The sequence below is a fragment of the Cupriavidus taiwanensis genome (assembly GCF_900249755.1).
GTDB classification, from domain to species: Bacteria; Pseudomonadota; Gammaproteobacteria; order Burkholderiales; family Burkholderiaceae; genus Cupriavidus; species Cupriavidus taiwanensis_D.
Genome location: NZ_LT976853.1, coordinates 3,373,588 through 3,395,599 on the forward strand (window position 1 = coordinate 3,373,588; position 22,012 = coordinate 3,395,599).

Genomic DNA, 22,012 nt, shown 5'->3' on the forward strand with positions numbered 1-22,012 from the left:
GCGCGCGTCAGCTCTTGGCGTTGGCCAGCTGGCGGTTGCGGTCCTGCAGCGTCTTGATCACGCCCTCGACGCCCTGCTGGCCGACGATGGTGTTGAAGCTGCCCTTGTAGGCCTCGGTCAGCCACGCGCCCAGCACGTTGATGTCGTAGACCTTCCAGCCATTGGCGGTCTTTTCCAGGCGGTAGTCCATCTGGATCGGCTCGCCCTTGTTGATCACCTGGGTGCGGATGGTGGCATCGGTATCGTCGGCGGTGCCGCGGTACGGACGATATTGCACGGTCTGGTCGCGGATCTGCGCGATGGCGCCGGCGTAGGTGCGGATCAGCAGGGTCTTGAATTCCTCGGTGATCTGCTTCTGCTGCTCGGGCGTGGCCTTGGACCAGTTGCGGCCCATGGCGATCTGCGTGGTCTTCTGGAAGTTGGCGTTGGGGATGATTTTCTGTTCGACCAGCGCGGTGATCTTGCCGATATTGCCGGCCTGCATGTCCTTGTCGGCCTTCACCGTCGACATCACGTCATTGACCACGGCCTTGACCAGCCCGTCCGGGGTGGCCGCGTCCTGAGCCGACACCTGGGCCTGCGCGGTCCCCGCGAAGGCAACCGCCGTCAGGAGGGGGAGCAACAGTCGCTTGAGCATGTGAGTTTTCCTTCTTTATCTAAGAGGTCTTGGTTCGCACGCCGGCGCACGGTCGATGCCGGCAGAGCGCGGATCCTTGCTGATTGGAACATAGCGGCGGGGCGCGTGTTGTCTTCCAAAGCGCACCTGACGCCACCTATAAACAAATTGTTTCAGCGCTGACAGCGCATTCACAGCGGCGGTGACGCCTTCGCCGCCTTAACTGTCTTAGCGGAAGCGCACACCCGGCAGCCCGCCCGGCAGCACCGGTGGCAGCGGCATGCTCTGCCCCTCCGGCTGGGTTTCGCCCGCGGCGCCAGGCTTGGGCGGCTCGGCGGCGGGGGCGGAAGCGCCATCCGCCGACGGGGCCGGTTGCGGTGCGGAAGGCGCGCCCGCTTCGGTGGCGGCCGGCGCCGCGCCTTCGGCATCGGCATCCGCGTCGTCGTCGGCCCCCGGCGGATTGCCGTCGTAGATCAGGTACTGGCGCCGCTGCAGGTAGGAGTCACGCAGGAACGAGTACTTGTCCAGCGCGGCCTGCTCCAGCAGGCTACTGGCCCCCAGCAACTGGGCGCGGCCGGCGACGATGCGCACGCCGACCAGCGAATTGCGCAGCGAGACCGGGTAGAAGTACGCCGACGGGTCCGCCTGGCGGTCCACCAGCATGCCGGCGGTGTCGCGGAAGGTGCTGGGCCCGAACAGCGGCAGCACCAGGTACGGGCCAGCCGGCACGCCCCATACGCCCAGGGTCTGGCCGAAGTCTTCCTTGTACTTGGGCAGGCCGGCCGGGGTGGCGATGTCGATCAGGCCGCCGATGCCCAGCACCGTGTTCATGGCGACGCGCATGGTGTCTTCGGCCGCGCGCGTCGGCTTGCCCTGCAGCAGGTTGTTCACCGCCGAATAGACGTCGCTGACATTGGAGAAGAAATTCTCCACCGCGCGCTGCACCGGGGTGGGCATGTAGTCGGCATAGACCTCGGCCACCGGGCGCAGGATGCCCTTGTCGAAGTCCTCGTTGATCTTCGAGACCTCGCGGTTGAACGGCTCCAGCGGGTCTTTCGGGTTGGCGGTGGGGCCGGTGGCGCAACCGGCAAGCGCCGCCGCGGCGGCGGCCGTGGCCACGATGTGGCGGAAATGGCGGGCCGCGTTCACTTGAGGTCTCCAGCCGGGGCCGGCGCGCTGGCGCCGGGCGACGAGCCGCCGCCGGCATCGGCGGCCTTGTTGTACAGGAACTGCCCGATCAGGTTTTCGAGCACCACCGCCGACTGCGTCATGGTGATGCGCGCGCCGTTGGCCAGCATGGCGGTATCGCCGCCGGCTTCGAGGCCGATGTACTGCTCGCCCAGCAGGCCCGAGGTCAGGATCTTGGCCGAGGTGTCCTTCGGGAACTGGTAGCGCGTCTCCAGGCTCATCTCGACGGTGGCCTGGTAGGTCTTGTCGTCGAAGCGGATCGCCGCGACCCGGCCGACCACCACGCCCGCGCTCTTGACCGGTGCGCGCGGCTTGAGCCCGCCGATATTGTCGAAGCGGGCCTGCACGGTATAGGTGTCCTGGAAGCTGAAGGCGCTCATGTTTCCTGCCTTGAGGGCCAGGAAGAGCAAGGCGACGAACCCTGCCGCCACAAACAGCCCCACCCAGAAATCGAGTGTGTTCTTTTTCATTGGAATCTCTTTCTTCAACCCCGTAGTGTCTGTCGCAGTCTTGTTATCGCAGTTACCGCATTGTGGCCCGCGTTCACCCGCCTCAGTTGCTGAACATCAGCGCCGTCAGCAGGAAATCCAGCCCCAGCACCGCCAGCGACGCGATCACCACGGTGCGGGTGGTCGCGCGCGAGACGCCTTCCGGCGTGGGCTTGGCCTCGAAGCCCTGGTACAGGGCAATGAACGTCACCGCGATGCCAAAGATAAAGCTCTTGATCACGCCGTTGAGCACGTCGGCGCGCACATCCACGCCGCCCTGCATCTGCGACCAGAAGGCGCCGGCATCGACGCCGATCAGCTGCACCCCGACCACGTAGCCGCCCAGGATGCCCACCGCGCTGAAGATCGCGGCCAGCACCGGCATGGCGATCACGCCCGCCCAGAAGCGCGGCGCGACCACGCGCTGCAGCGGATTGACCGCCATCATTTCCATCGCCGTGAGCTGCTCGCCCGCCTTCATCAGCCCGATCTCGGCGGTCAGCGACGTGCCGGCGCGGCCGGCGAACAGCAGCGCGGTCACCACCGGGCCCAGCTCGCGCACCAGCGACAGCGCCACCAGCAGCCCCAGCGCCTGCTCCGAGCCGTAGCGGTTGAGCGTGTAGTAGCCCTGCAGCCCCAGCACGAAGCCGACGAACAGGCCCGACACCGCGATGATCACCAGCGACAGGTTGCCGACAAAGAAGACCTGGTCGGTCACCAGCCGGAAGCGGCGCAGCAGCGCCGGCGACAGCGCCAGCACTGTCAGGAACATGCGCGTGGCGTGGCCCAGCCCGGAGATGCTGCGGCGCACGGCCGCGCCGATGGCGCTGAAGAAGCCCGTCAGCAAGCCGCTCATCGTGCACCCCCGACGAAATCCTCGGCCAGCGACGGTCCGGCGTAATGGAACGGTACCGGGCCGTCGGCCTCGGCATGGACGAACTGATGCACGAACGGGTCGGTGGAGGCCCGCAGCGCCTCGGGCGCGCCTTCGGCGGCGATGCGCCCGTCGGCAATGAAATAGACGTAGTCGGCGATCTGGAAGGTCTCGTGCACGTCGTGCGAGACGATGATGGTGGTGGCGCCGAGCGCGTCGTTGAGGCTGCGGATCAGCCGCGCGGTCAGCCCCAGCGAGATCGGGTCCAGGCCGGCGAAGGGCTCGTCATACATCAGCAGCGCCGGATCCAGCGCGATCGCGCGCGCCAGCGCCACGCGCCGCGCCATGCCGCCGGAGATCTGCGACGGCATCAGGTCGCGCGCGCCGCGCAGGCCGACCGCGTTGAGCTTCATCAGCACCAGGTCGCGGATCATCGACTCGGGCAGGTCGGTGTGCTCGCGCAGCGGGAACGCGACATTGTCGAACACCGACAGGTCGGTAAACAGCGCGCCGAACTGGAACAGCATGCCCATCTGGCGGCGCACCGCGTACAGGCCGGTAGTGTCGAGCCGGTGGATGTCCGTGCCGGCAAAGCGCACCGCGCCCGACTGCGGCCGCACCTGGCCGCCGATCAGCCGCAGCACCGTGGTCTTGCCGCAGCCCGAACCGCCCATCACCGCGATCACCTTGCCGCGCGGGAATTTCATGGTCAGGCCGGACAGGATCGGCTTGCCGTGGTCCGCATAGGCGAAATCCACCGCAGTCAGTTCGACAAGGTTTTGAGCAGAATCGGTCACGTTGGCACCGGTCGGGACAGGGGCGCATTATAAGGTGTACTACCTAGCCCTGCTGGCACCCGTGTTTCCCGCGCCACATGAAGCGTGCCTGTGGTGACTCGGAATTCTCCTTGCATCCCGTCAAGTTGCCGATTTTCCCAGGAAACCGGCAAATCCCCTCCTGTCGCAGTGTCGCTCAAGGCTCCTGCGCGATCGGGACGTCCTTCAGGATGACCTGCCACTGGATCGATTCCGAGCGGATCGCGGTGGCGAACGCCTCCGGCGAGTCGCGCAGCGGCGTCAGCCCGGCGGCCTGCAGGCGCGAGCGCACCTCGCGCTCGGACATCACGCCATCCAGCTCGCCGGCCAGCCGCGCCACGATCGCACGCGGGGTCTTGGCCGGCGCCATCACGCCGAACCAGGCCGCGGCGGCGTAGCCATCCTGCCCCGATTCCTGCAGCGTCGGCACCAGCGGCGCCAGCGGCGAACGCGCCACGCCGGTCACGCCGACCAGCCGCAGCCCGCCGCTCTTGACCTGGCTCTGCACCGCGGCGAACGAACAGAAGCAGGCGCTGATGCGGCCGGCAAGCATCTCCTGCACCACGGCGGCCTCGCCCTTGGCGGTGACCAGCGGCACGCCGCCGCGCAGGCCGCGCACCGCGTATTCGGCGTACAGGTGCGAGGGGCTGCCGGGCTGGCCGTAGCCATAGCTGTAGGAACCCGGGCTCGACCTGACCGCGGTCACCCATTGTTCCGGGGTGCGCATCGGCAGCCGGGCGTCGATGACCAGGAACAGCGGCGTGGTGGCGACGCGCGCCACCGGCGTGAAGTCGCGCACGACGTCGTACGGCACCGGCTCCAGCCCCGGCTGGATCAGCATGTTGGCCTGGTGGAACAACAGCGTATGGCCGTCGGAGCTGGCCTTGGCGACGACATCGCCGGCGATGGTGCCGGCGCTGCCGGGACGGTTGTCGACCTCGACCGGCACACCCAGCCTGGCCGACAGGCGCTCGGCCAGCATCCGCGCCACGGCGTCGGCGACGCCGCCGGCCGGGAACGGCACGATCAGCCGCATCGGGCGGTCGGGGAACGACATGCTGCGCGCCAGCGGCTGGGTGCCGGCATGCGCGGGCCTGGCCGGCACGGCAGACGCCAGCGTGGCACATCCCAGCGCGACCAGGCACAGCACGGGCGGCAGCCAGCGCCGGGCGGCGGCGGCCGCGGGCAGGCGCGGCGCGAACTTCGCTTTACCTCGCCAAAGCCGCGACAAATTGCGCACTTCGGACATCGTTTTCCTCCGGTCCGTCTCCTGAGGAGGCGGCAAACTGGTTCTGGGGAAAAAGGATTGGCGAGGCAGTTTCCGTTAATTGTTTTAGAAAATTGTAAGGACAATGCCCGGGCCGCCACAGGCACGTAAACCATAGCCGGGAGAACCCTGAAAGCCTTGCTGCGCCTTGCCAAATGCGCCCTGAGCCGAGTGCCCGGAGCGCGCGGCTATAATCCGCCGATGACGAAATTCACCGTGCGGCCAATGGTCTCGTCCGACCTGCCGGCCGTGCTGGCCGTGCAGGCCAGCTGCTATACCGGGGGCCTGCTGGAAAGCCAGGCGGCGCTGGCCAGCCGGCTGGCGCTGTCGCCGGCCACCTGCTGGGTCGCGCACGATCCCGCGCAGCGCGGCACCCTCGCCGCCTACCTGTTCACCCACGCCTGGCCCGAACACAGCCTGCCGCCGCTGGATGGCGTGCTTGACGATGGCTGGCGCCGGCAAGCCGCCGCCGACACCCTGACCTGGTTCGTGCACGACATGGCCGTGGCCCCCGCCGGCCGCGGCGCCGGGCTGGCGCCGCGCCTGTACGCGGCGGCGCAGGCGGCTGCGCTTGACGCCGGGCTGCGGCGCTCGCGGCTGATCGCGGTGCAGTCTGCCGCGTCATGGTGGCGCAGGCTTGGGTACGCGCCGGTGGCTGCCGGAACGGCGTCGCGGCATGCGGTCAAGCTGGGTGACTATGGAGTGGATGCGGTGTTGATGGAGCGGGTGTTGGCGGCTTGAGGGCCGGGCATCGGCCTTAATGAAAAAGCCCGCCGGTTTGGGGCGGGCGGGCTCAGAGTGCGTTTGCGATCCCGTTTGGGTGCTCCCTCTCCCGCTTGCGGGAGAGGGTCGGGGTGAGGGCCAGGCCTGTCAACGAAGTCCGCGCCGGTCGTCTGCCGGCGCCTGCCCTCACCCCCTGCCCCTCTCCCGCGAGCGGGAGAGGGGAGCAAAGCCGCAGCGGATGACGCTTGTCAGCAAATCAGCGCGGCAGGTCGCTATGCCCCATCAGGAAGGCGTCGACCGAGCGCGCGGCCTGGCGGCCTTCGCGGATCGCCCACACCACCAGCGACTGGCCGCGGCGCACGTCGCCGGCGGCGAACACCTTGGGTACGTTGGTGTGGTAGGCGCGTTCGCCTTCGGTCGAGGCCTTGGCATTCTTGCGCGGGTCGGTGTCGACGCCGAAGGCTTCCAGCATCGAGCCCACCGGGTTGGTGAAGCCCATCGCCAGCAGCACCAAGTCAGCCGGCAGGATGAATTCGCTGCCTTCCACTTCCTGCATGCGGCCATCCTTCCATTCGACGCGGCAGGCCTTCAGTGCCGTCACCTTGCCGTTCTCGCCGATGAATTCCTTGGTGGCGACCGACCAGTCGCGCTCGCAGCCTTCGTCGTGCGACGACGAGGTGCGCAGCTTGATCGGCCAGTACGGCCACACCAGCGGCTTGTTCTCTTCTTCCGGCGGCTGCGGCAGCAGCTCGAACTGGGTCACCGAGGTGGCGCCGTGGCGGTTGGAGGTGCCGACGCAGTCGGAGCCGGTATCGCCGCCGCCGATCACGATCACGTTCTTGCCTTCGGCGCGGATCTCGTTGGCGCCGTCGCCGGCGACTTCCTTGTTCTGCGGGATCAGGAATTCCAGCGCGAAGTGGATGCCGGCGAGGTCGCGGCCCGGCACCGGCAGGTCGCGCGGCACTTCCGAGCCGCCCGCCAGCACCACGGCGTCGAATTGCTCCATCAGGGCCTGGGCCGAGATGGTTTCGCGCGCATAGTTCTTGATGCCGGCCGGCAGTTCGCCGTCGGTCACCATCACGCCCGGACGGAAGGTCACGCCTTCGGCCTGCATCTGTTCCATGCGGCGGTCGATCAGCGACTTCTCCATCTTGAAGTCGGGGATGCCGTAGCGCAGCAGGCCGCCGATGCGGTCGTTCTTCTCGAACACGGTCACGTCATGGCCGGCGCGTGCCAGCTGCTGCGCGGCAGCCATGCCGGCGGGGCCGGAGCCGACCACGGCGACGGTCTTGCCGGTCTTGTGGCGCGGCAGCTGCGGCTTGACCCAGCCCTCCTCCCAGGCCTTGTCGATGATGGCGTGCTCGAGCGACTTGATGCCCACCGGCAGCTCGTTGATGCCCAGCGTGCAGGCGGCCTCGCACGGGGCCGGGCAGATGCGGCCGGTGAACTCGGGGAAGTTGTTGGTCTGGTGCAGCACCTCGATCGCCGACTTCCAGTCCTGGCGGTACACCAGGTCGTTGAAGTCGGGGATGATGTTGTTGACCGGGCAGCCGTTGTTGCAGAACGGGATGCCGCAGTCCATGCAGCGCGCACCCTGGAGCTTCGCTTCGCTGTCGGACAGCGCGAACACGAATTCCTTGTAGTGCTTCACGCGCTTGACTACCGGTTCGTAGCCCTCATTCTGGCGCGGAAATTCGAGAAAGCCAGTCGCCTTACCCATGTTGCGTCCTTGGTCATGCTGCGCGGGACCGGCGGCGTCGCCGGCCCTGCGGTGGGGTCAGTATCTTGTCGGGGCCGCGGCGGCTTGCCGCGGCCCCTCTGCGTGGTTGCGTCGCGCTCGCTCAGGCCGCGATGGCTTCGCGGTCGCTGTCGCGGGCGGCCTGTTCCTTGGCGTACATCTCGCCCAGCGCGCGCTTGTACTCGGTCGGGAAGACCTTGACGAACTTGCGGCGTGCCGTGGTCCAGTCGGCCAGCAGCGCCTTGGCGCGCTCGGAACCGGTGTAGCGGAAGTGCTGCTCGATCAGGTTGCGCAGGATGACTTCATCCAGCACGCGCTTGCCGTCGACCTTGTGCCACGAAGCCTGGGGCTGGCCCTTCTCCTGGTCGGCCGAGGCCAGCACTGCTTCCAGCGCCACCATCGAGGTGTTGCAGCGCTTGTCGAACAGGCCGTCCTCGTCGTAGACGTAGGCCACGCCGCCCGACATGCCGGCCGCGAAGTTGCGCCCGGTGCCGCCCAGCACCACCACCGTGCCGCCGGTCATGTACTCGCAACCGTGGTCGCCGGTGCCTTCCACCACGGCCACGGCGCCCGAGTTGCGCACCGCGAAGCGCTCGCCGGCAACGCCGTTGAAGAAAGCTTCGCCGGCGATGGCACCGTACAGCACGGTGTTGCCGACAATGATGTTGCGGGTCGGATCGCCGCGGAATTCATGCGGAGCGCGCACGATCACGCGGCCGCCCGACAGGCCCTTGCCGACGTAGTCGTTGCCGTCGCCGACCAGGTCCAGCGTGATGCCGTGCGCCAGGAACGCGCCGAACGACTGGCCGGCGGTGCCTTGCAGCTGGATGTGGATGGTGTCGTCGGGCAGGCCTTCGTGGCCGTACTGCCTGGCCACCACGCCCGACAGCATCGCGCCGACGGTACGGTTGACGTTCTTGACCGGCTGGATGAACGAGACGCGCTCGCCCTTCTCGATCGCCGGGCGGGCCTTGGCGATCAGCACGTGGTCCAGCGCCTTGCCGGCCTCGGCCGACAGGCCGTGGTCCTGCACGTCGGTGTGGAACAGCGGCACGTCCGCGCCCAGCGAGACCTGGTGGAAGATGCGGCTGAAGTCCAGTCCGCGCGCCTTCCAGTGCTCGATGCCGGCCTTGGTGTCGAGCAGGTCGGCGCGGCCGATCAGCTCGTCGAAGGTGCGGATGCCCAGCTGGGCCATGATCTCGCGGGCCTCTTCGGCGACGAAGAAGAAGAAGTTGACCACGTGCTCGGGCTTGCCCTGGAACTTCTTGCGCAGCTGCGGATCCTGCGTGGCCACGCCCACCGGGCAGGTGTTCAGGTGGCACTTGCGCATCATGATGCAGCCCTCGGCCACCAGCGGTGCCGTGGCGAAGCCGAATTCGTCGGCGCCCAGCAGTGCGCCGATGACGACGTCGCGGCCGGTCTTCATCTGGCCGTCGGCCTGCACGCGGATGCGGTTGCGCAGGCCGTTGAGCAGCAGCGTCTGCTGCGTCTCGGCCAGGCCCAGCTCCCACGGCGTGCCTGCGTGCTTGATCGACGACCACGGCGAGGCGCCGGTGCCGCCGTCATGGCCGGCGATCACGACGTGGTCGGCCTTGGCCTTGGACACGCCCGCGGCCACGGTGCCGACGCCCACTTCGGACACCAGCTTGACCGAGATATCCGACGACGGGTTGACGTTCTTCAGGTCGTGGATCAGCTGCGCCAGGTCCTCGATCGAGTAGATGTCGTGGTGCGGGGGCGGCGAGATCAGGCCCACACCCGGCACCGAGTAACGCAGCTTGCCGATATAGTCCGAGACCTTGTGGCCCGGCAGCTGGCCGCCTTCGCCCGGCTTGGCGCCCTGCGCCATCTTGATCTGGATCTGGTCGGCCGACGCCAGGTACTCGGCGGTCACGCCGAAACGGCCCGACGCCACCTGCTTGATCTTCGAGCGCAGCGAGTCGCCGGCCTGCAGTTCCAGGTCCTTCTCGATCACGCCGTCGCCCAGCACGCCCTTGAGGGTATCGCCCTGCTTGATGGGGATGCCGCGCAGTTCGTTGCGGTAGCGCTTCTCGTCCTCGCCGCCTTCGCCGGTGTTGGACTTGCCGCCGATGCGGTTCATCGCCAGCGCCAGCGTGGTGTGGGCTTCGGTCGAGATCGAGCCGAGCGACATGGCGCCGGTGGCGAAGCGCTTGACGATCTCCTTGGCGGGCTCGACTTCTTCCAGCGGAATCGCCTTGGCCGGATCGACCTTGAACTCGAACAGACCACGCAGCGTCATGTGGCGCTTGCTCTGGTCGTTGATGATGTTGGCGTATTCCTTGTAGGTCTGGTAGGCGCCCTTGCCGTCGTCGGCGCGCACCGAGTGCTGCAGCTTGGCGATCGAGTCCGGGGTCCACATATGCTCTTCGCCGCGGACGCGGAAGGCATATTCGCCGCCGGCATCGAGCATGTTCTCCAGCACCGGGCTCGCGCCGAAGGCGTCCTTGTGCAGGCGCAGCGCTTCCTCGGCGACCTCGAAGATGCCGATGCCCTCGACGTTCGACGGCGTGCCGTGGAAGTACTTCTGCACCAGCTCGCGCGACAGGCCGATGGCTTCGAAGATCTGCGCGCCGGTGTACGACATGTAGGTGGAGATGCCCATCTTGGACATCACCTTGAACAGGCCCTTGCCGATCGCCTTGACGAAGTTCTTCACTGCCTTCTCGGGCGACAGGTCGCCCGACAGGCCGCTGGCCATGTCGGCCAGGGTTTCCATCGCCAGGTACGGGTGCACGGCTTCGGCGCCGTAGCCGGCCAGCAGCGCGAAGTGATGCACTTCACGCGCGGTGCCGGTCTCGACCACCAGGCCGGTGGAGGTGCGCAGGCCCTTCTCCACCAGGTGGTGGTGGATCGCGGACGTGGCCAGCAGCGCCGGGATGGCGACATGGTCGGCATCGACCGGGCGGTCGGTCACGATCAGGATGTTGTAGCCCGAGCGCACTGCGTCCACCGCTTCGGCGCACAGCGAGGCCAGGCGCGCTTCGATGCCTTCCTTGCCCCACGCGGTCGGGTAGCAGATGTTAAGTTCGTACGAACGGAACTTGCCGCCGGTGTAGTGCTCGATGTTGCGGATCTTGGCGATGTCCTTGAAGTCCAGCACCGGCTGGGACACTTCGAGGCGCATCGGCGGGTTGATGTTGTTCAGCTCGAGCAGGTTCGGCTTCGGGCCGATGAACGACACCAGCGACATCACCATGTTCTCGCGGATCGGGTCGATCGGCGGGTTGGTGACCTGGGCGAACAGCTGCTTGAAGTAGTGGTACAGCGTCTTGTTCTTGGACGACAGCACCGCCAGCGGGCTGTCATTGCCCATCGAGCCGGTGGCTTCCTCGCCCGACATCGCCATCGGCGCCATCAGGAACTTGACGTCTTCCTGGGTGTAGCCGAACGCCTGCTGGCGGTCCAGCAGCTTGGCCACGGGCTTCTTCTCGGCGGCGACGTCTTCCGGCTTGGCGTCGATCTCGTCCAGCTTGATGCGCACGGCGTCGATCCAGCTCTTGTACGGCTTGGCGTTGGCCAGGTTGTCCTTGAGCTCCTTGTCGTCGATGATGCGGCCCTGCTCCATGTCGATCAGGAACATCTTGCCCGGCTGCAGGCGCCACTTCTGCACGATGCGCGACTCGGGGAACGGCAGCACGCCGGCTTCCGAGGCCAGCACCACGACGTCGTCCTCGGTCACGTAGAAGCGTGCCGGGCGCAGGCCGTTGCGGTCCAGCGTGGCGCCGATCTGGCGGCCGTCGGTGAAGCAGATCGCGGCCGGGCCGTCCCACGGCTCCATCATGGCGGCGTGGTACTCGTAGAACGCGCGGCGGTTGTCGTCCATCAGCGTGTGCTGTTCCCAGGCTTCCGGGATCATCATCATCATCGCGTGGACGAGCGGGTAGCCGGCCATCGTCAGCAGTTCGAGGCAGTTGTCGAACGATGCCGTATCGGACTGGCCCGGGTAGATTAGCGGCCACAGCTTGGGCAGGTCGTCGCCCAGCACCGGCGACGAGATCGCGCCGGTACGCGCGTTGATCCAGTTGACGTTGCCCTTGACCGTGTTGATTTCGCCGTTGTGGGCGACCATGCGGTACGGGTGGGCCAGTTCCCAGGCCGGGAAGGTGTTGGTCGAGAAGCGCTGGTGCACCAGGGCCAGCGCCGACACGGCGCGCGGGTCCTGCAGGTCCAGGTAGTACTCGCCGACCTGGTTGGCCAGCAGCAGGCCCTTGTACACCACGGTACGGGCCGACATCGACGGCACGAAGTATTCCTTGCCGTGCTTGAGCTTGAGCGCCTGGATGGCGTGGCTGGCGGTCTTGCGGATGACGTAGAGCTTACGTTCCAGCGCGTCCGTGGTCATGATGTCGCGGCCGCGACCGATGAAGATCTGGCGGATCACCGGCTCGGTCTTGCGCACCGTGGGGGACATCGGCATGGCGGCGTCGACGGGGACGTCGCGCCAGCCCAGCACGACCTGGCCTTCCAGGCGCACCGTGCGTTCCAGCTCCTGCTCGCAGGCCAGGCGCGAGGCGTGTTCCTTGGGCAGGAAGATCATGCCCACGCCGTATTCGCCGGCGGGCGGCAGGCTCACGCCCTGCGCCGCCATCTCTTCGCGGTAGAACTGGTCGGGGATCTGGATCAGGATGCCGGCGCCGTCGCCCATCAGCGGGTCAGCACCGACCGCGCCGCGGTGGTCCAGGTTCTCCAGGATCTTCAGGCCCTGGGAAATGATCTCGTGCGACTTCTTGCCCTTGATATGCGCGACCATGCCGACGCCGCAGGCGTCATGCTCGTTGGTCGGGTCGTACATGCCTTGCGCCTGCGGGCGCAGGTCGATGGCGGTGGAGGACGCGGCGATCTGCTCGCTGGTCTGCGCTTGGGCCGAAAGATTTTTCGTTTGGTCCACGGGCTGAATTCCGGTGAAGGCTGCGCGAACGACTGGGCGTACCGGAACGGGGACCGCGCGCTTTCTATATATCCAGCCGGCCGAGGTCGGCGGAGAAATTCGGGGACGAAGCTGTCTGCGGGCCGCAGCGGCGTACACGAGCGTGACGCGCCGCACAATGACTGTGGGTGGAGCAACTATATGGGAATCGCCTGCGCCTCGCAAAAAAATTAAACGGGGTCAGAACACATTAATTGACGCACCGTTTCGGTGAATCGATTAAATGGGGACACATATATTTTATGGCGCTTCAAGCTCATCTGCGACCTTGGTTTGCACCTTCTTGGGGCGTCCTTTCGGCAACGGTTGCACGCGCCGGGTGGCATGTCTCTCCAGCTGCGCCAGGAACGCGTCGTCTCCCAGCGGCCAGCCGCTATGCGCATGGGCGCGCAAGGTGTCCAGGGTCCTGCCGGACAGGCCTTCGGCGCTGAGCATGCGGTAGTTCGACTGCCGCTCGAACGGGGTATTGCCCAGTTCCCAGTAGGCGGCGTGGTCGCTGACAAACGGGCTGGCCTCGATGCCGGCATGATGGCGGTAGCTGCTCCAGCGGTCGCTCTCCGGGGTGTTGACCTCCCCGGCACGGACCGCGTTGCCCTCGACGTAGAGCATGGCCGGCAGCATCCATTGCGCCGGATCAAACACCGCGGAGCGGAAGCGCCCTTCCCACAGCGTGCCGGTGCGGCCCGCGACGCGGTTGAAGTAGCGCGCGTAGCGGCGGCCGACGGCCTGCATGGTCAGGCTAAGCGCGTCCTCACTTTTCGGAGTGGCCACGAGATGCACGTGGTTGGGCCGCAGCGCGTAGGCGTGGACGGCCAGGTCGTGCTCGCGCGCGGCCATGCGCAGGCAATCGAGGTAATGCAGGTAGTCGTCAGGGCCCAGGAACACGGGCTGGCGGTTGTTGCCGCGCTGCAACACCAGCGCGGGCAATCCGGTGGGAGAAAAACGGGGAAGACGGGCCATGGCAGGTCATGCGGGCTGGGATGCCCGCATCATAGCCTGATCCGTCCCTATTTTTCAGTTGGCATTCCCCTCGCTGACCGCGAAGATGCGGCGATGCTCGCGGATGGCGTAGCGGTCTGTCATGCCGGCAATGTAATGGGCGATCAGCCGTGACTGGTCGCCGCCGTGGCCGGCCTGATACTGCGGCGGCAGCAGGCGCGAATCGGACATGAAGGCCTGGAACAGGTCGCCGACGATGCGCTGGGCCTTGGCCGACATCCGCATCACCAGGTAATGTCGGTACAGGTGGCGGAACAGGAAGCGCTTGAGCGCGGCGGCTTCCTCGTGGATCTGCGGGCTGAAGCCGACCAGCGGGCCGGCGGCGCGCACCGCGTCGATATTGCGCGGGTTGGCGTCGGCGATATTGCGGCTGGTGGTTTCGATCAGGTCGACGATCAGCGTGTTGATCATGCGCCGGACCGTCTCGTTGATGGCGCGGCGGCCGTTGATGCCGGGGAAGGCGTCGGCCACCTCGGCCCGGTGGCGCGCCCACATCGGCACTTCGTCGAGCTGCTCCAGCGTCAGCAGGCCGGAGCGCAGCCCGTCGTCGATATCGTGGTTGTTGTACGCGATCTCGTCGGCAAGGTTGGCCAGCTGCGCCTCCAGCGACGGTTGCGTGCCTTCCAGGAAGCGCCGTCCCAGCTCGCCCAGCGCCGAGGCATTGACGCGCGAGCAATGCTTGAGGATGCCCTCGCGCGTCTCGAAGGTCAGGTTCAGCCCGTTGAAGCCGCCGTAGCGCTCTTCCAGCTCGTCCACCACCAGCAGGCTCTGCAGGTTGTGCTCGAAGCCGCCGTGGTTTTTCATGCACTGGTTCAGCGCGTCCTGCCCGGCATGGCCGAACGGCGTGTGGCCCAGGTCGTGCGCCAGCGAGATTGCCTCGACCAGGTCTTCATTGAGCCGCAGGTTGCGCGCGATCGAGCGGGCGATCTGCGCCACCTCCAGGCTGTGGGTCAGCCGCGTGCGGAACAGGTCGCCCTCGTGGTTGACGAAGACCTGAGTCTTGTACTCGAGCCGCCGGAACGCCGTGCTGTGGATCACGCGGTCGCGGTCGCGCTGGAATTCGCTGCGCGACAGCGACGCGGGTTCGGCGTGCACCCGCCCGCGCGTCTGCGCGGAGCGGGCGGCGTACGGGGCGAGGTGGCTTTCAAAGTCGGTCATGCAGCGCGTCCGGTGGCTGGGTCGGGGTGGCGAGGCATAACCGATCGGTCAGGCGACCGGTGCCTCGGTGGGAGGTTTCAGGACGGCGTGCGCCAGCGTTGCGCGCAGATCCGCGTCCGGCACGCTGGTGATGAACGCCTCGCCGAGCTTTTTCAGCAGGATGAACTTGATGCTGCCGGCCTCGGCCTTCTTGTCGACCTTCATCAGTTCGATATAGCGCTCGGCGCCCAGTTCCGGCGCCACCACCGGCAGCATCGCCGCCTGCGTGAGCGTGCGCACGCGCGCCAGCGTCTCGATATCGATAAAGCCCAGCCGGTGCGACAGGTCGGCGGCCATCACCATGCCGCAGCCGACGGCTTCGCCGTGCAGCCAGGCGCCGTAGCCCATGCCAGCCTCGATCGCATGGCCAAAGGTATGGCCGAAATTGAGGATGGCGCGCAGCCCGCCCTCGCGTTCGTCCTGCGCCACCACGCCGGCCTTGATTTCGCACGAGCGCTGCACCGCCACGGCCATCAGTTCGGGGTCGCAGTCGTTCAGCGCCTTGATGTTGCGCTCGATCCAGCCGAAGTACTCGGCATCGGCGATGGCGCCGTGCTTGATGACCTCGGCCATGCCGGCGGCCAGTTCGCGCGGCGGCAGCGTGCGCAGCGTGTCGATATCGGCGATCACCGCGTTGGGCTGGTGGAACGCACCGATCATGTTCTTGCCGAGCGGGTGGTTGATGCCGGTCTTGCCGCCCACCGATGAATCGACCTGCGCCAACAGCGTGGTCGGCATCTGGATGAACGGGACGCCGCGCATATAGCACGCGGCGGCAAACCCGGTCATGTCGCCGACCACGCCGCCGCCCAGCGCCACCAGCGTGGTCTTGCGGTCGGCGCCGGCCTGCAGCAGCGCGTCGAAGATCCGGTTCAGCGTTTCCCAGTGCTTGAAGGACTCGCCGTCGGGCAGCGTGACGGTGCGCACGGTCTTGCCCAGCGCGGTGAGCGTGGCCGCGACGCGCGCCGCATAGAGCGGCCCGACGGTTTCATTGGTGACGATGACGGCGTGCTGGCCGCGCACGTGCGGGCGCAGCAGCTCGGCGTTGTCGAGCAGGCCGGTGCCGATGTGGATGGGGTAGCTGCGCTCGCCCAGGTCGACTTCAAGGGTAATCATGGATTGGGGTCCTGCGCCGGGGGTTCGGCATCGTCCGCGGGCGGGGACGCCGGCTGCGGGGGATCGATCCGGAAACCGGCCATTTCAAGTTGCATCAACACCATATTAGCAAGCTGCGCCACCGAGGGCTTGCCGGTTTCGATGATGAAGTCGGCGACTTCGCGGTATAGCGGGTCGCGCTCGGCGTACAGCGCCTCGAGCTTGCCCTTGGGGTCCTCGGTCTGCAGCAGCGGGCGGTTGCGGTCGTGCCGAGTGCGCAGCCACAGGTCGTGCGGGCTGGCGCGCAGGTACACCACCGTGCCGCGGGCCTTCAGCACCGCGCGGTTCTCGGCGCGCAGCACGGCGCCGCCGCCGGTGGCCAGCACGATGCCCTGGCGCTGCGCCAGTTCGCGGATCATCGCGGCCTCGCGGTCGCGGAAGCCGGCCTCGCCCTCGAGTTCGAAGATCACCGGGATGCGCACGCCGCAGTGCGCCTCGAGCTCATGGTCGGAATCGAAAAACGGATAGTGCAGGCGCCGTGCCACCGTGCGGCCCACGGTGGTCTTGCCGGCGCCCATCAGGCCGACGAAAAAGAGGTTGGGTCGATCGGATTCCGGTCGCTCGGAGTCGGATCGATCGGCATCGCGCCGATCCTGGGCCTGGCGCTGTGCCGCCGGGCCGGTCGCTGGGGCTGTCACGGGACTGTGGTTCGGGAGCGCGGCATGCGGGCCGTCCTCCCCGGTTGGGAACTGCATCATCTTCTTATGTTGTGGCGCGGCCGGCAAGTGGCGAATGCGGCATGGCCCACACGGCTGGCCCGCCCCGGGGCCGTCTCCGCCCCCCGCGGCGCGCAAAAAAAGGCCGCATCCCTCGATGCGGCCTGCCAGTCTACTGTATCCGGCGCCTCCGGACGCCATGTCCCTACCTGAGCGACACGCTCTCGTTCAGGATGCGCGGGGTCAAAAACACCAGCAGCTCGGTCCGGTTGCGCACCTTGGCGTTGTTCTTGAACAGGTAGCCGAGCACCGGGATATCGCCCAGCAGCGGCACCTTGTCGACATCGGTGGACTCGGTCTGGGTGTAGATGCCGCCGATCACGACGGTGCCGCCGTTCTCGACCAGCACCTGGGTCTGCACGTGCTTGGTGTCGATGGCAAAGCCGGAGGTGGTCTGGATGCCCACGCTGTCCTTGTTCACGTCGACGTCCAGCAGCACGTTGCCTTCGGGCGTGATCTGCGGCGTCACCTCCAGCTTCAGGTTGGCCTTGCGGAACTGCACCGAGGTGGCGCCGCTGGACGTGGCCGCCTGGTAAGGCAGCTCGGTGCCCTGCTCGATCAGCGCCTTGATGTTGTTGGCCGTGACCACGCGCGGGCTGGAGATGATCTTGCCCTTGCCGTCCGCCTCCAGCGCCGACAGCTCCAGCGCCAGGAAACGCGTGGCGGCGCTGTTGAACAGGCTCACCGCGATATTGGCGGGGTTGGTGCCGTTGATGGAACCGGCCGGCAGGCTCAGGAACGGGCCGTTGTCGGAGGTGGCGCCCGGCAGCACGTTGTTGTAGGTGTTGCCGACGCGGGCATTGTTGTACTGCCCGGCGAAGCCCAGCTTCACGCCCAGGTTGCGGCTGAAGGTATCGGTGGCCTCGACGATGCGCGCCTCGATGATGACCTGGCGCACCGGGATGTCGATCTTGCCGATGAAGCTCTGCACCTCTTCCAGCTTGGAGGCGATATCCGACACAAAGAGCTGGTTGGTGCGCGCATCCGCCGTCAGCGACCCGCGCTTGGACAGCATGCGCGTGCTGGCGCCCGCCGCGCCCGCGGCACCGATGGGGGCGGCCGCGCCGCCGCCGGCGCCCATGCCCAGCAGCATCCTGCGCACGTCCTCGGCGCGCTGGTAGTTGAGCTGGAACACCTGGCTGCGGATCGGCTCGAGGTCGTTGATCTGCTGCTGCGACTCGAGCTCGAGCTTTTCCTTGGTCTGCAGTTCGGCCTTGGGCGCCACCCACAGCACATTGCCGTTGCGGCGCGAGGCCAGCCCCTTCGCATCCATCACGATCTGCAGCGCCTGGTCCCACGGCACGTCCTTGAGCCGCAGCGTCAGGTTGCCCTGCACGCTTTCGCTGGTGATGATGTTCAGGTTGGTGAAGTCGGCGAACACCTGCAGCAGCGAGCGGATGTCGATGTTCTGGAAGTTCAGCGACAGGCGCTCGCCGCGGTAGCCGGGGCCGCTGATCAGCTTGGTCGGGTCTTCCTTGACCGGCCTGACCTCGACCACGAACTGGGTATCGGTCTGGTACGAGCTGTATTCCCAGTTGCCGCGCGGTTCGATGGTCAGGCGCGCGTTGCCGTTGGCATCGGAAGCGCGCATGCCCTGCACCGGCGAGCCATAGTCGCTGACGTCGAAGTGCCGCCGCAGGTTTTCCGGCAGCGTGGTGCCGAGAAAATCGACCACCACGTTCTTGCCCTGTTGCGCAATATTGATGCCCGAGTCGCGCGAGGACAGGTCCACCACCACGCGCCCCGCGCCGTCGGCGCCGCGGCGGAAGTCGATATTGCGCACCGACGGCCGCCCTGCCGCGCCCGGCGAGGTGGCGGCCGGCGCAAACGTCGGCGCAGCGCTCTTGGCCGCCGGCGCGACGTTATCCAGGGACACCACGAAGACATTGCCGCGCTGGTCGGTGCGATAGGTGGCGTTGCGCGCAAGGTCAAGGATCACGCGCGTACGGTCGCCGATCTGCATCACGTTGGCGGCCTTGACCAGCTTGCCGCCGTATTCATACTGCGCGCGCCGCTCGGCAAAGCCGGTATCGAAGAAATCGATCGCGAGCCGTGCCGGGTTCTGCGTGGTGAAGTCCGCCGGCTTCTGCGCCAGCGGCCGTTCCAGCTCGACCACCAGCACGGTCTGCTCGCCGGTCGTGCTGACGTCCACCGACTTGATCCGGTTGCCTTGTGCCAGCGCGGCCTGCGCAGCCATGCCAAGCCACAGCGCCAGCGCCATTGCCGCCGTCGTCCTCGCGGCGCCCGCGAGCGCCCGATACCAGCGCGCGGGGGTCATGCCGCCGCGTCCAGCTTCAGGCTGGTCATTTTCTCTTTCCACTCGGATACCCCCTCCCGGACCAATTCGCGCAGCACGATCTCCTGATCGGTGATGCGGACCACCCGGCCATAGCTCTGGCCGAGATACTGACCCACCTTCACATGGTGGATCTTGTTATCAACACGGACGATGCCGAAGGTTTCCCCATGCTTCTTCATCATCCCGAGCATCTTGAAGTTCTCGAGCGGATAGTCCTCGAGCGGCTCGCGGCGCCGGCCGGCTTCGGGCGAATCGGCCAGCGTCTTGTTCAGTTCGCCGATCTTGGCCTGCGCGAACGGTTCGGGCGCGCTGGCCGCGGCGTATTCGCGCGGCACGTAGGGCCGGGCGTCGGGCACGGGCTCGGGCGGCCTGGCGCGGGCGCTGCGGGTGGCATCCATCCACTGGCGCAGCGCGTCTTCATCGCTGGCGCCGCAGGCGCCCAGCAAACCGAGCGCCAGCGCCGCCGCGAGCGCGCGCCGCGATGCGGTCCATGCCAGGGCGCGGGTCCGGACGATGCGGCTCATTTCGGACCTCCTGCCTTGGCGGCTGCAGCGGCCGCGGCGGCCTTGCGTTGCGCCGCCTGCTCTTCCGGGTCGAGCGCGCGGTAGGCCATCGCCACCGCTTCCATCGACAAACCGCCATCCTTGGTATTGGCCAGTTGCAGGTTCTGCATCGACACGATCCGCGACAGCGCCGCGACGTCGGCATTGAACTGTGCCACCTCGTGGTAGCGACCGGTCACGCGCAGGTTCACCGGGATCTCGGCAAAGTACGGCTTGATCACCGCCGCCTGCGGCTTGAACAGCTCGAACTGCAGCCCGCGCGCCACGCCGGCATGGTTGACGTCGGCCAGCAGCGCGTCCATTTCCGTCTTGTTGGGCAGTTGCCGCTCCAGCAGCGCCACGCGTTGCTCGACCTGCTTCTTCTGCTCGCGCAGCGCGTCGAGGTTGGCCACCTGCGCCACCTTGGACTGGTACGCCTGCTTCAGGCTTTCCTGCTCCTGGCGCTGGCGCTCGAGCTCATCGAACTTTCCGCTCCAGTAGAACTGCCAGCCCAGCAGCAGCACCACCGCCGCGGCCAGGATCGCGAACAGCACGCGCGGCGCGGCCGGCCAGGTCTCCGGCTCGTTCAGGTTGAGCCCGCGGAACTGGCTGGTCAGGTCAGCCAGGTTGATTTCGGTATTGAGCGCCATGGTCAGGCCTTTCCGGCCGCGGGGGCGGGTGCAGGTGCAGGTGCGGCGGATGGGGCCGAAGCGCCCGGCGCAGCCTTCTTGCCGTCGGCCGGCGCCTCCGGCGCGCGGTACGCGAAGCGCATCGAGAAATCGAACAGCCGGCGCTGCTCGCGCAGGTTGTTGGTCATGGTGACCGCCTTGGACTCGACCAGTTCGGCCTTGTCGAGCCAGTCGACCCCGCCCAGGTTGCGCAGCAGTTCGGAAATGCGCTCGTTGGACTGCGCCACGCCGGCGATGGTGAAGGCCTCGCCGGCCTGCTTCAGGCTGGTCAGGTAGACGCCCTCGGGCACCTGCCGCACCAGTTCCTCGAGCAGCTGCACCGGGCGGTTGCGCTCGGTCTGCAGGCTTTCGACGGCCTTCTGCCGCTGCAGCAGCGCGTCGATGTCTTTCTTCAGGCTGTTGACTTCCCGGATCTGTCCGTCGAGCCTGGCGTTTTCCGCGCTCAGCACCTGGTTGAGCGCCACCACCGAATCAATGCGCCCGTCGATATAGACGCCGCCCAGCAGCACCACGGCCGCGCCGGCAGCCGCCGCTGCGCCGAGCATCGTGTAGACCTTCTTGCGCCGCGCCGCCTTGCGGGCTTCGTGGTAAGGCAGCAGGTTGACCGAAGGCAGTGTGTTCGTTGACATCTGTTGCCTCCGGTGCGTTATTGCAGGCCGCGCAGGGCCAGGCCGGCACTGACGATATACGCCGGCAGGTCGCGCTGCAGGTAGCGCTCGTTGACCTTGGCGTTGGTCGCCATGTTGGCGAACGGGTTCGCCAGCGTGGTGGTGATCTTGGTCTGGTGCTGGATCGCCGCCTGCACGCCGAACAGCGATGCATGCCCGCCGGACAGCAGGATCTCGTCGACGCGGCCCAGGCTGGAGCTGGCGATGAAGTTGCCGATCGCCGACTGCACTTCCATGGCGAGGGCATCGAGCGACGGCTTGAGCAACTGCGCGCGCCAGGCCTCGGGCAGCGTGTTCTTGCGCTTCTTGATCTCGGCCTTGAGCGCGTCGAGCGTGAACATGCGCGCCGCGCTTTGCGTGAGCTGGTCGCCGTAGCTGTTCAGCGGCTGCTCATAGAGTTCTTTCCAGCCCTGGTAGAAGATGGCCTTGGAACGGCTGCCGCCCAAATGAACGACGGCCACCACCGGCAGCGCGCGCGCGTCGGCCTCGGACATTTCGTGCGGGACGCCCAGCATCTGCACGATCGAGCGCTGCACCGCGTATTCCTCGACATCCATCACCTGCGGCTTGAGGCCGGCCATTTCGGCCGCGGTCACGCGTTCCTGCACGCGGTCGCTGTTGGCCGCAGTCACGCGCACGCCGATGCCGCCCTCGGTCTCGCTGGGGCCGATCACGGCGAAGTCGAAGTTGACCGCCTGCGAAGGAGGATAAAGCCGGTGCGCTTCGGATTCGACCTGGGAATAGAGTTCGTCTTCGGACAGGTTGTCCGGCAGGCTGACCGTCTGCGATTCAGTCAGCATGGAGGGCACGCCCAGCACCACGTCCTTCGAGCGGATGCCGGCCTTGCCGAGCGCACGCCTGAGCGCGATCCCGACGGCCTCGATGTTGATGACGTTGCCATCGGCAACGGCGTTGCGGTCCAGCAGTTCGCTGGCGCATTTTTCCAGCCGGTAGTCTTGCCGGCTGCCCCCCACGGACAGCTCGACTACCTTGATGCTGGACGACCCGATATCCACGCCGACCGTAGTCCGGCGCAGAAGCCCCGACAAAATGCCCCGACGCAAGGTGACCCCCTGACTTTTGAACTCGC

General features: G+C 67.2%; 18 protein-coding genes. 1 reads left to right on the top strand and 17 read right to left on the bottom strand.

From position 1 onward, the window contains the following. Positions 1 to 7: 7 nt before the first annotated feature. From CBM2594_RS15475 to CBM2594_RS15500, 6 genes are all read right to left on the bottom strand, one after another. The gene (locus CBM2594_RS15475) at positions 8 to 637 is read right to left on the bottom strand and encodes an MlaC/ttg2D family ABC transporter substrate-binding protein (protein ID WP_116357590.1); all 630 of its coding nucleotides are present in this window, start codon (positions 635 to 637) and stop codon (positions 8 to 10) included. A 207-nt stretch (positions 638 to 844) separates the two neighbouring features. After that, complete coding sequence (locus CBM2594_RS15480; protein ID WP_116357591.1) at positions 845 to 1,765, bottom strand: MlaA family lipoprotein; 921 nt, start codon at positions 1,763 to 1,765, stop codon at positions 845 to 847. Beyond that, positions 1,762 to 2,274, bottom strand: a complete 513-nt coding sequence (gene mlaD / locus CBM2594_RS15485) for an outer membrane lipid asymmetry maintenance protein MlaD (RefSeq protein WP_116357592.1) — start codon at positions 2,272 to 2,274, stop codon at positions 1,762 to 1,764. The genes CBM2594_RS15480 and mlaD overlap by 4 nt, the downstream gene beginning before the upstream one ends. An 82-nt stretch (positions 2,275 to 2,356) precedes the next feature. Beyond that, positions 2,357 to 3,136 carry a lipid asymmetry maintenance ABC transporter permease subunit MlaE gene (mlaE, locus tag CBM2594_RS15490; RefSeq protein WP_116292589.1) on the bottom strand — a complete coding sequence of 260 codons (780 nt, stop codon included), beginning with the start codon at positions 3,134 to 3,136 and terminating at the stop codon, positions 2,357 to 2,359. 8 nt (positions 3,137 to 3,144) lie between these two features. Then, the gene (locus CBM2594_RS15495) at positions 3,145 to 3,963 is read right to left on the bottom strand and encodes an ABC transporter ATP-binding protein (RefSeq protein WP_116357593.1); all 819 of its coding nucleotides are present in this window, start codon (positions 3,961 to 3,963) and stop codon (positions 3,145 to 3,147) included. 175 nt (positions 3,964 to 4,138) lie between these two features. Further along, positions 4,139 to 5,230, bottom strand: coding sequence for a tripartite tricarboxylate transporter substrate binding protein (locus CBM2594_RS15500; protein WP_116357594.1), 1,092 nt, complete (start codon positions 5,228 to 5,230; stop codon positions 4,139 to 4,141). Between the two features lie 219 nt (positions 5,231 to 5,449). On the opposite strand from CBM2594_RS15500, the gene CBM2594_RS15505 reads away from it, so the two are divergent. Continuing rightward, positions 5,450 to 5,989 carry a GNAT family N-acetyltransferase gene (locus tag CBM2594_RS15505; RefSeq protein WP_116357595.1) on the top strand — a complete coding sequence of 180 codons (540 nt, stop codon included), beginning with the start codon at positions 5,450 to 5,452 and terminating at the stop codon, positions 5,987 to 5,989. A gap of 238 nt (positions 5,990 to 6,227) precedes the next feature. Here the strand turns inward: CBM2594_RS15505 and CBM2594_RS15510 are convergent, their stop codons facing one another. The 11 genes from CBM2594_RS15510 to pilM all read right to left on the bottom strand — a co-directional run bounded on the left by CBM2594_RS15510 (position 6,228) and on the right by pilM (position 21,971). Continuing rightward, entirely contained in the window at positions 6,228 to 7,691 is a 1,464-nt protein-coding gene (locus tag CBM2594_RS15510) for a glutamate synthase subunit beta (protein ID WP_116357596.1), read from the bottom strand. A 121-nt stretch (positions 7,692 to 7,812) separates the two neighbouring features. Continuing rightward, positions 7,813 to 12,522 carry a glutamate synthase-related protein gene (locus CBM2594_RS15515; protein ID WP_116357807.1) on the bottom strand — a complete coding sequence of 1,570 codons (4,710 nt, stop codon included), beginning with the start codon at positions 12,520 to 12,522 and terminating at the stop codon, positions 7,813 to 7,815. A gap of 375 nt (positions 12,523 to 12,897) precedes the next feature. Beyond that, complete coding sequence (locus tag CBM2594_RS15520; RefSeq protein ID WP_116357597.1) at positions 12,898 to 13,617, bottom strand: transposase; 720 nt, start codon at positions 13,615 to 13,617, stop codon at positions 12,898 to 12,900. Between the two features lie 54 nt (positions 13,618 to 13,671). Further along, entirely contained in the window at positions 13,672 to 14,814 is a 1,143-nt protein-coding gene (locus tag CBM2594_RS15525; protein ID WP_116357598.1) for a deoxyguanosinetriphosphate triphosphohydrolase, read from the bottom strand. 48 nt (positions 14,815 to 14,862) lie between these two features. Beyond that, positions 14,863 to 15,969 carry a 3-dehydroquinate synthase gene (gene aroB, locus CBM2594_RS15530; protein ID WP_116357599.1) on the bottom strand — a complete coding sequence of 369 codons (1,107 nt, stop codon included), beginning with the start codon at positions 15,967 to 15,969 and terminating at the stop codon, positions 14,863 to 14,865. Next, positions 15,966 to 16,526, bottom strand: a complete 561-nt coding sequence (locus tag CBM2594_RS15535) for a shikimate kinase (protein WP_116357600.1) — start codon at positions 16,524 to 16,526, stop codon at positions 15,966 to 15,968. Before CBM2594_RS15535 ends, aroB begins: the two co-directional genes overlap by 4 nt. A 343-nt stretch (positions 16,527 to 16,869) precedes the next feature. Continuing rightward, positions 16,870 to 19,002 (bottom strand): type IV pilus secretin PilQ, encoded by a 2,133-nt coding sequence (pilQ, locus tag CBM2594_RS15540; protein WP_116357601.1) that lies wholly within the window; start codon positions 19,000 to 19,002, stop codon positions 16,870 to 16,872. Next, positions 18,999 to 19,547: a pilus assembly protein PilP gene (locus tag CBM2594_RS15545; RefSeq protein WP_116357602.1), complete on the bottom strand. Its 549-nt coding sequence runs from the start codon at positions 19,545 to 19,547 to the stop codon at positions 18,999 to 19,001. The genes pilQ and CBM2594_RS15545 overlap by 4 nt, the downstream gene beginning before the upstream one ends. Further along, complete coding sequence (locus CBM2594_RS15550; RefSeq protein WP_116357603.1) at positions 19,544 to 20,215, bottom strand: type 4a pilus biogenesis protein PilO; 672 nt, start codon at positions 20,213 to 20,215, stop codon at positions 19,544 to 19,546. The genes CBM2594_RS15545 and CBM2594_RS15550 overlap by 4 nt, the downstream gene beginning before the upstream one ends. Positions 20,216 to 20,217: 2 nt before the next feature. After that, positions 20,218 to 20,883, bottom strand: coding sequence for a PilN domain-containing protein (locus tag CBM2594_RS15555; protein WP_116357604.1), 666 nt, complete (start codon positions 20,881 to 20,883; stop codon positions 20,218 to 20,220). A 17-nt stretch (positions 20,884 to 20,900) separates the two neighbouring features. After that, a complete protein-coding gene (pilM, locus tag CBM2594_RS15560; protein WP_174079128.1) occupies positions 20,901 to 21,971 on the bottom strand; it encodes a type IV pilus assembly protein PilM in 1,071 nt (356 codons plus the stop codon). Positions 21,972 to 22,012 lie beyond the last annotated feature (41 nt).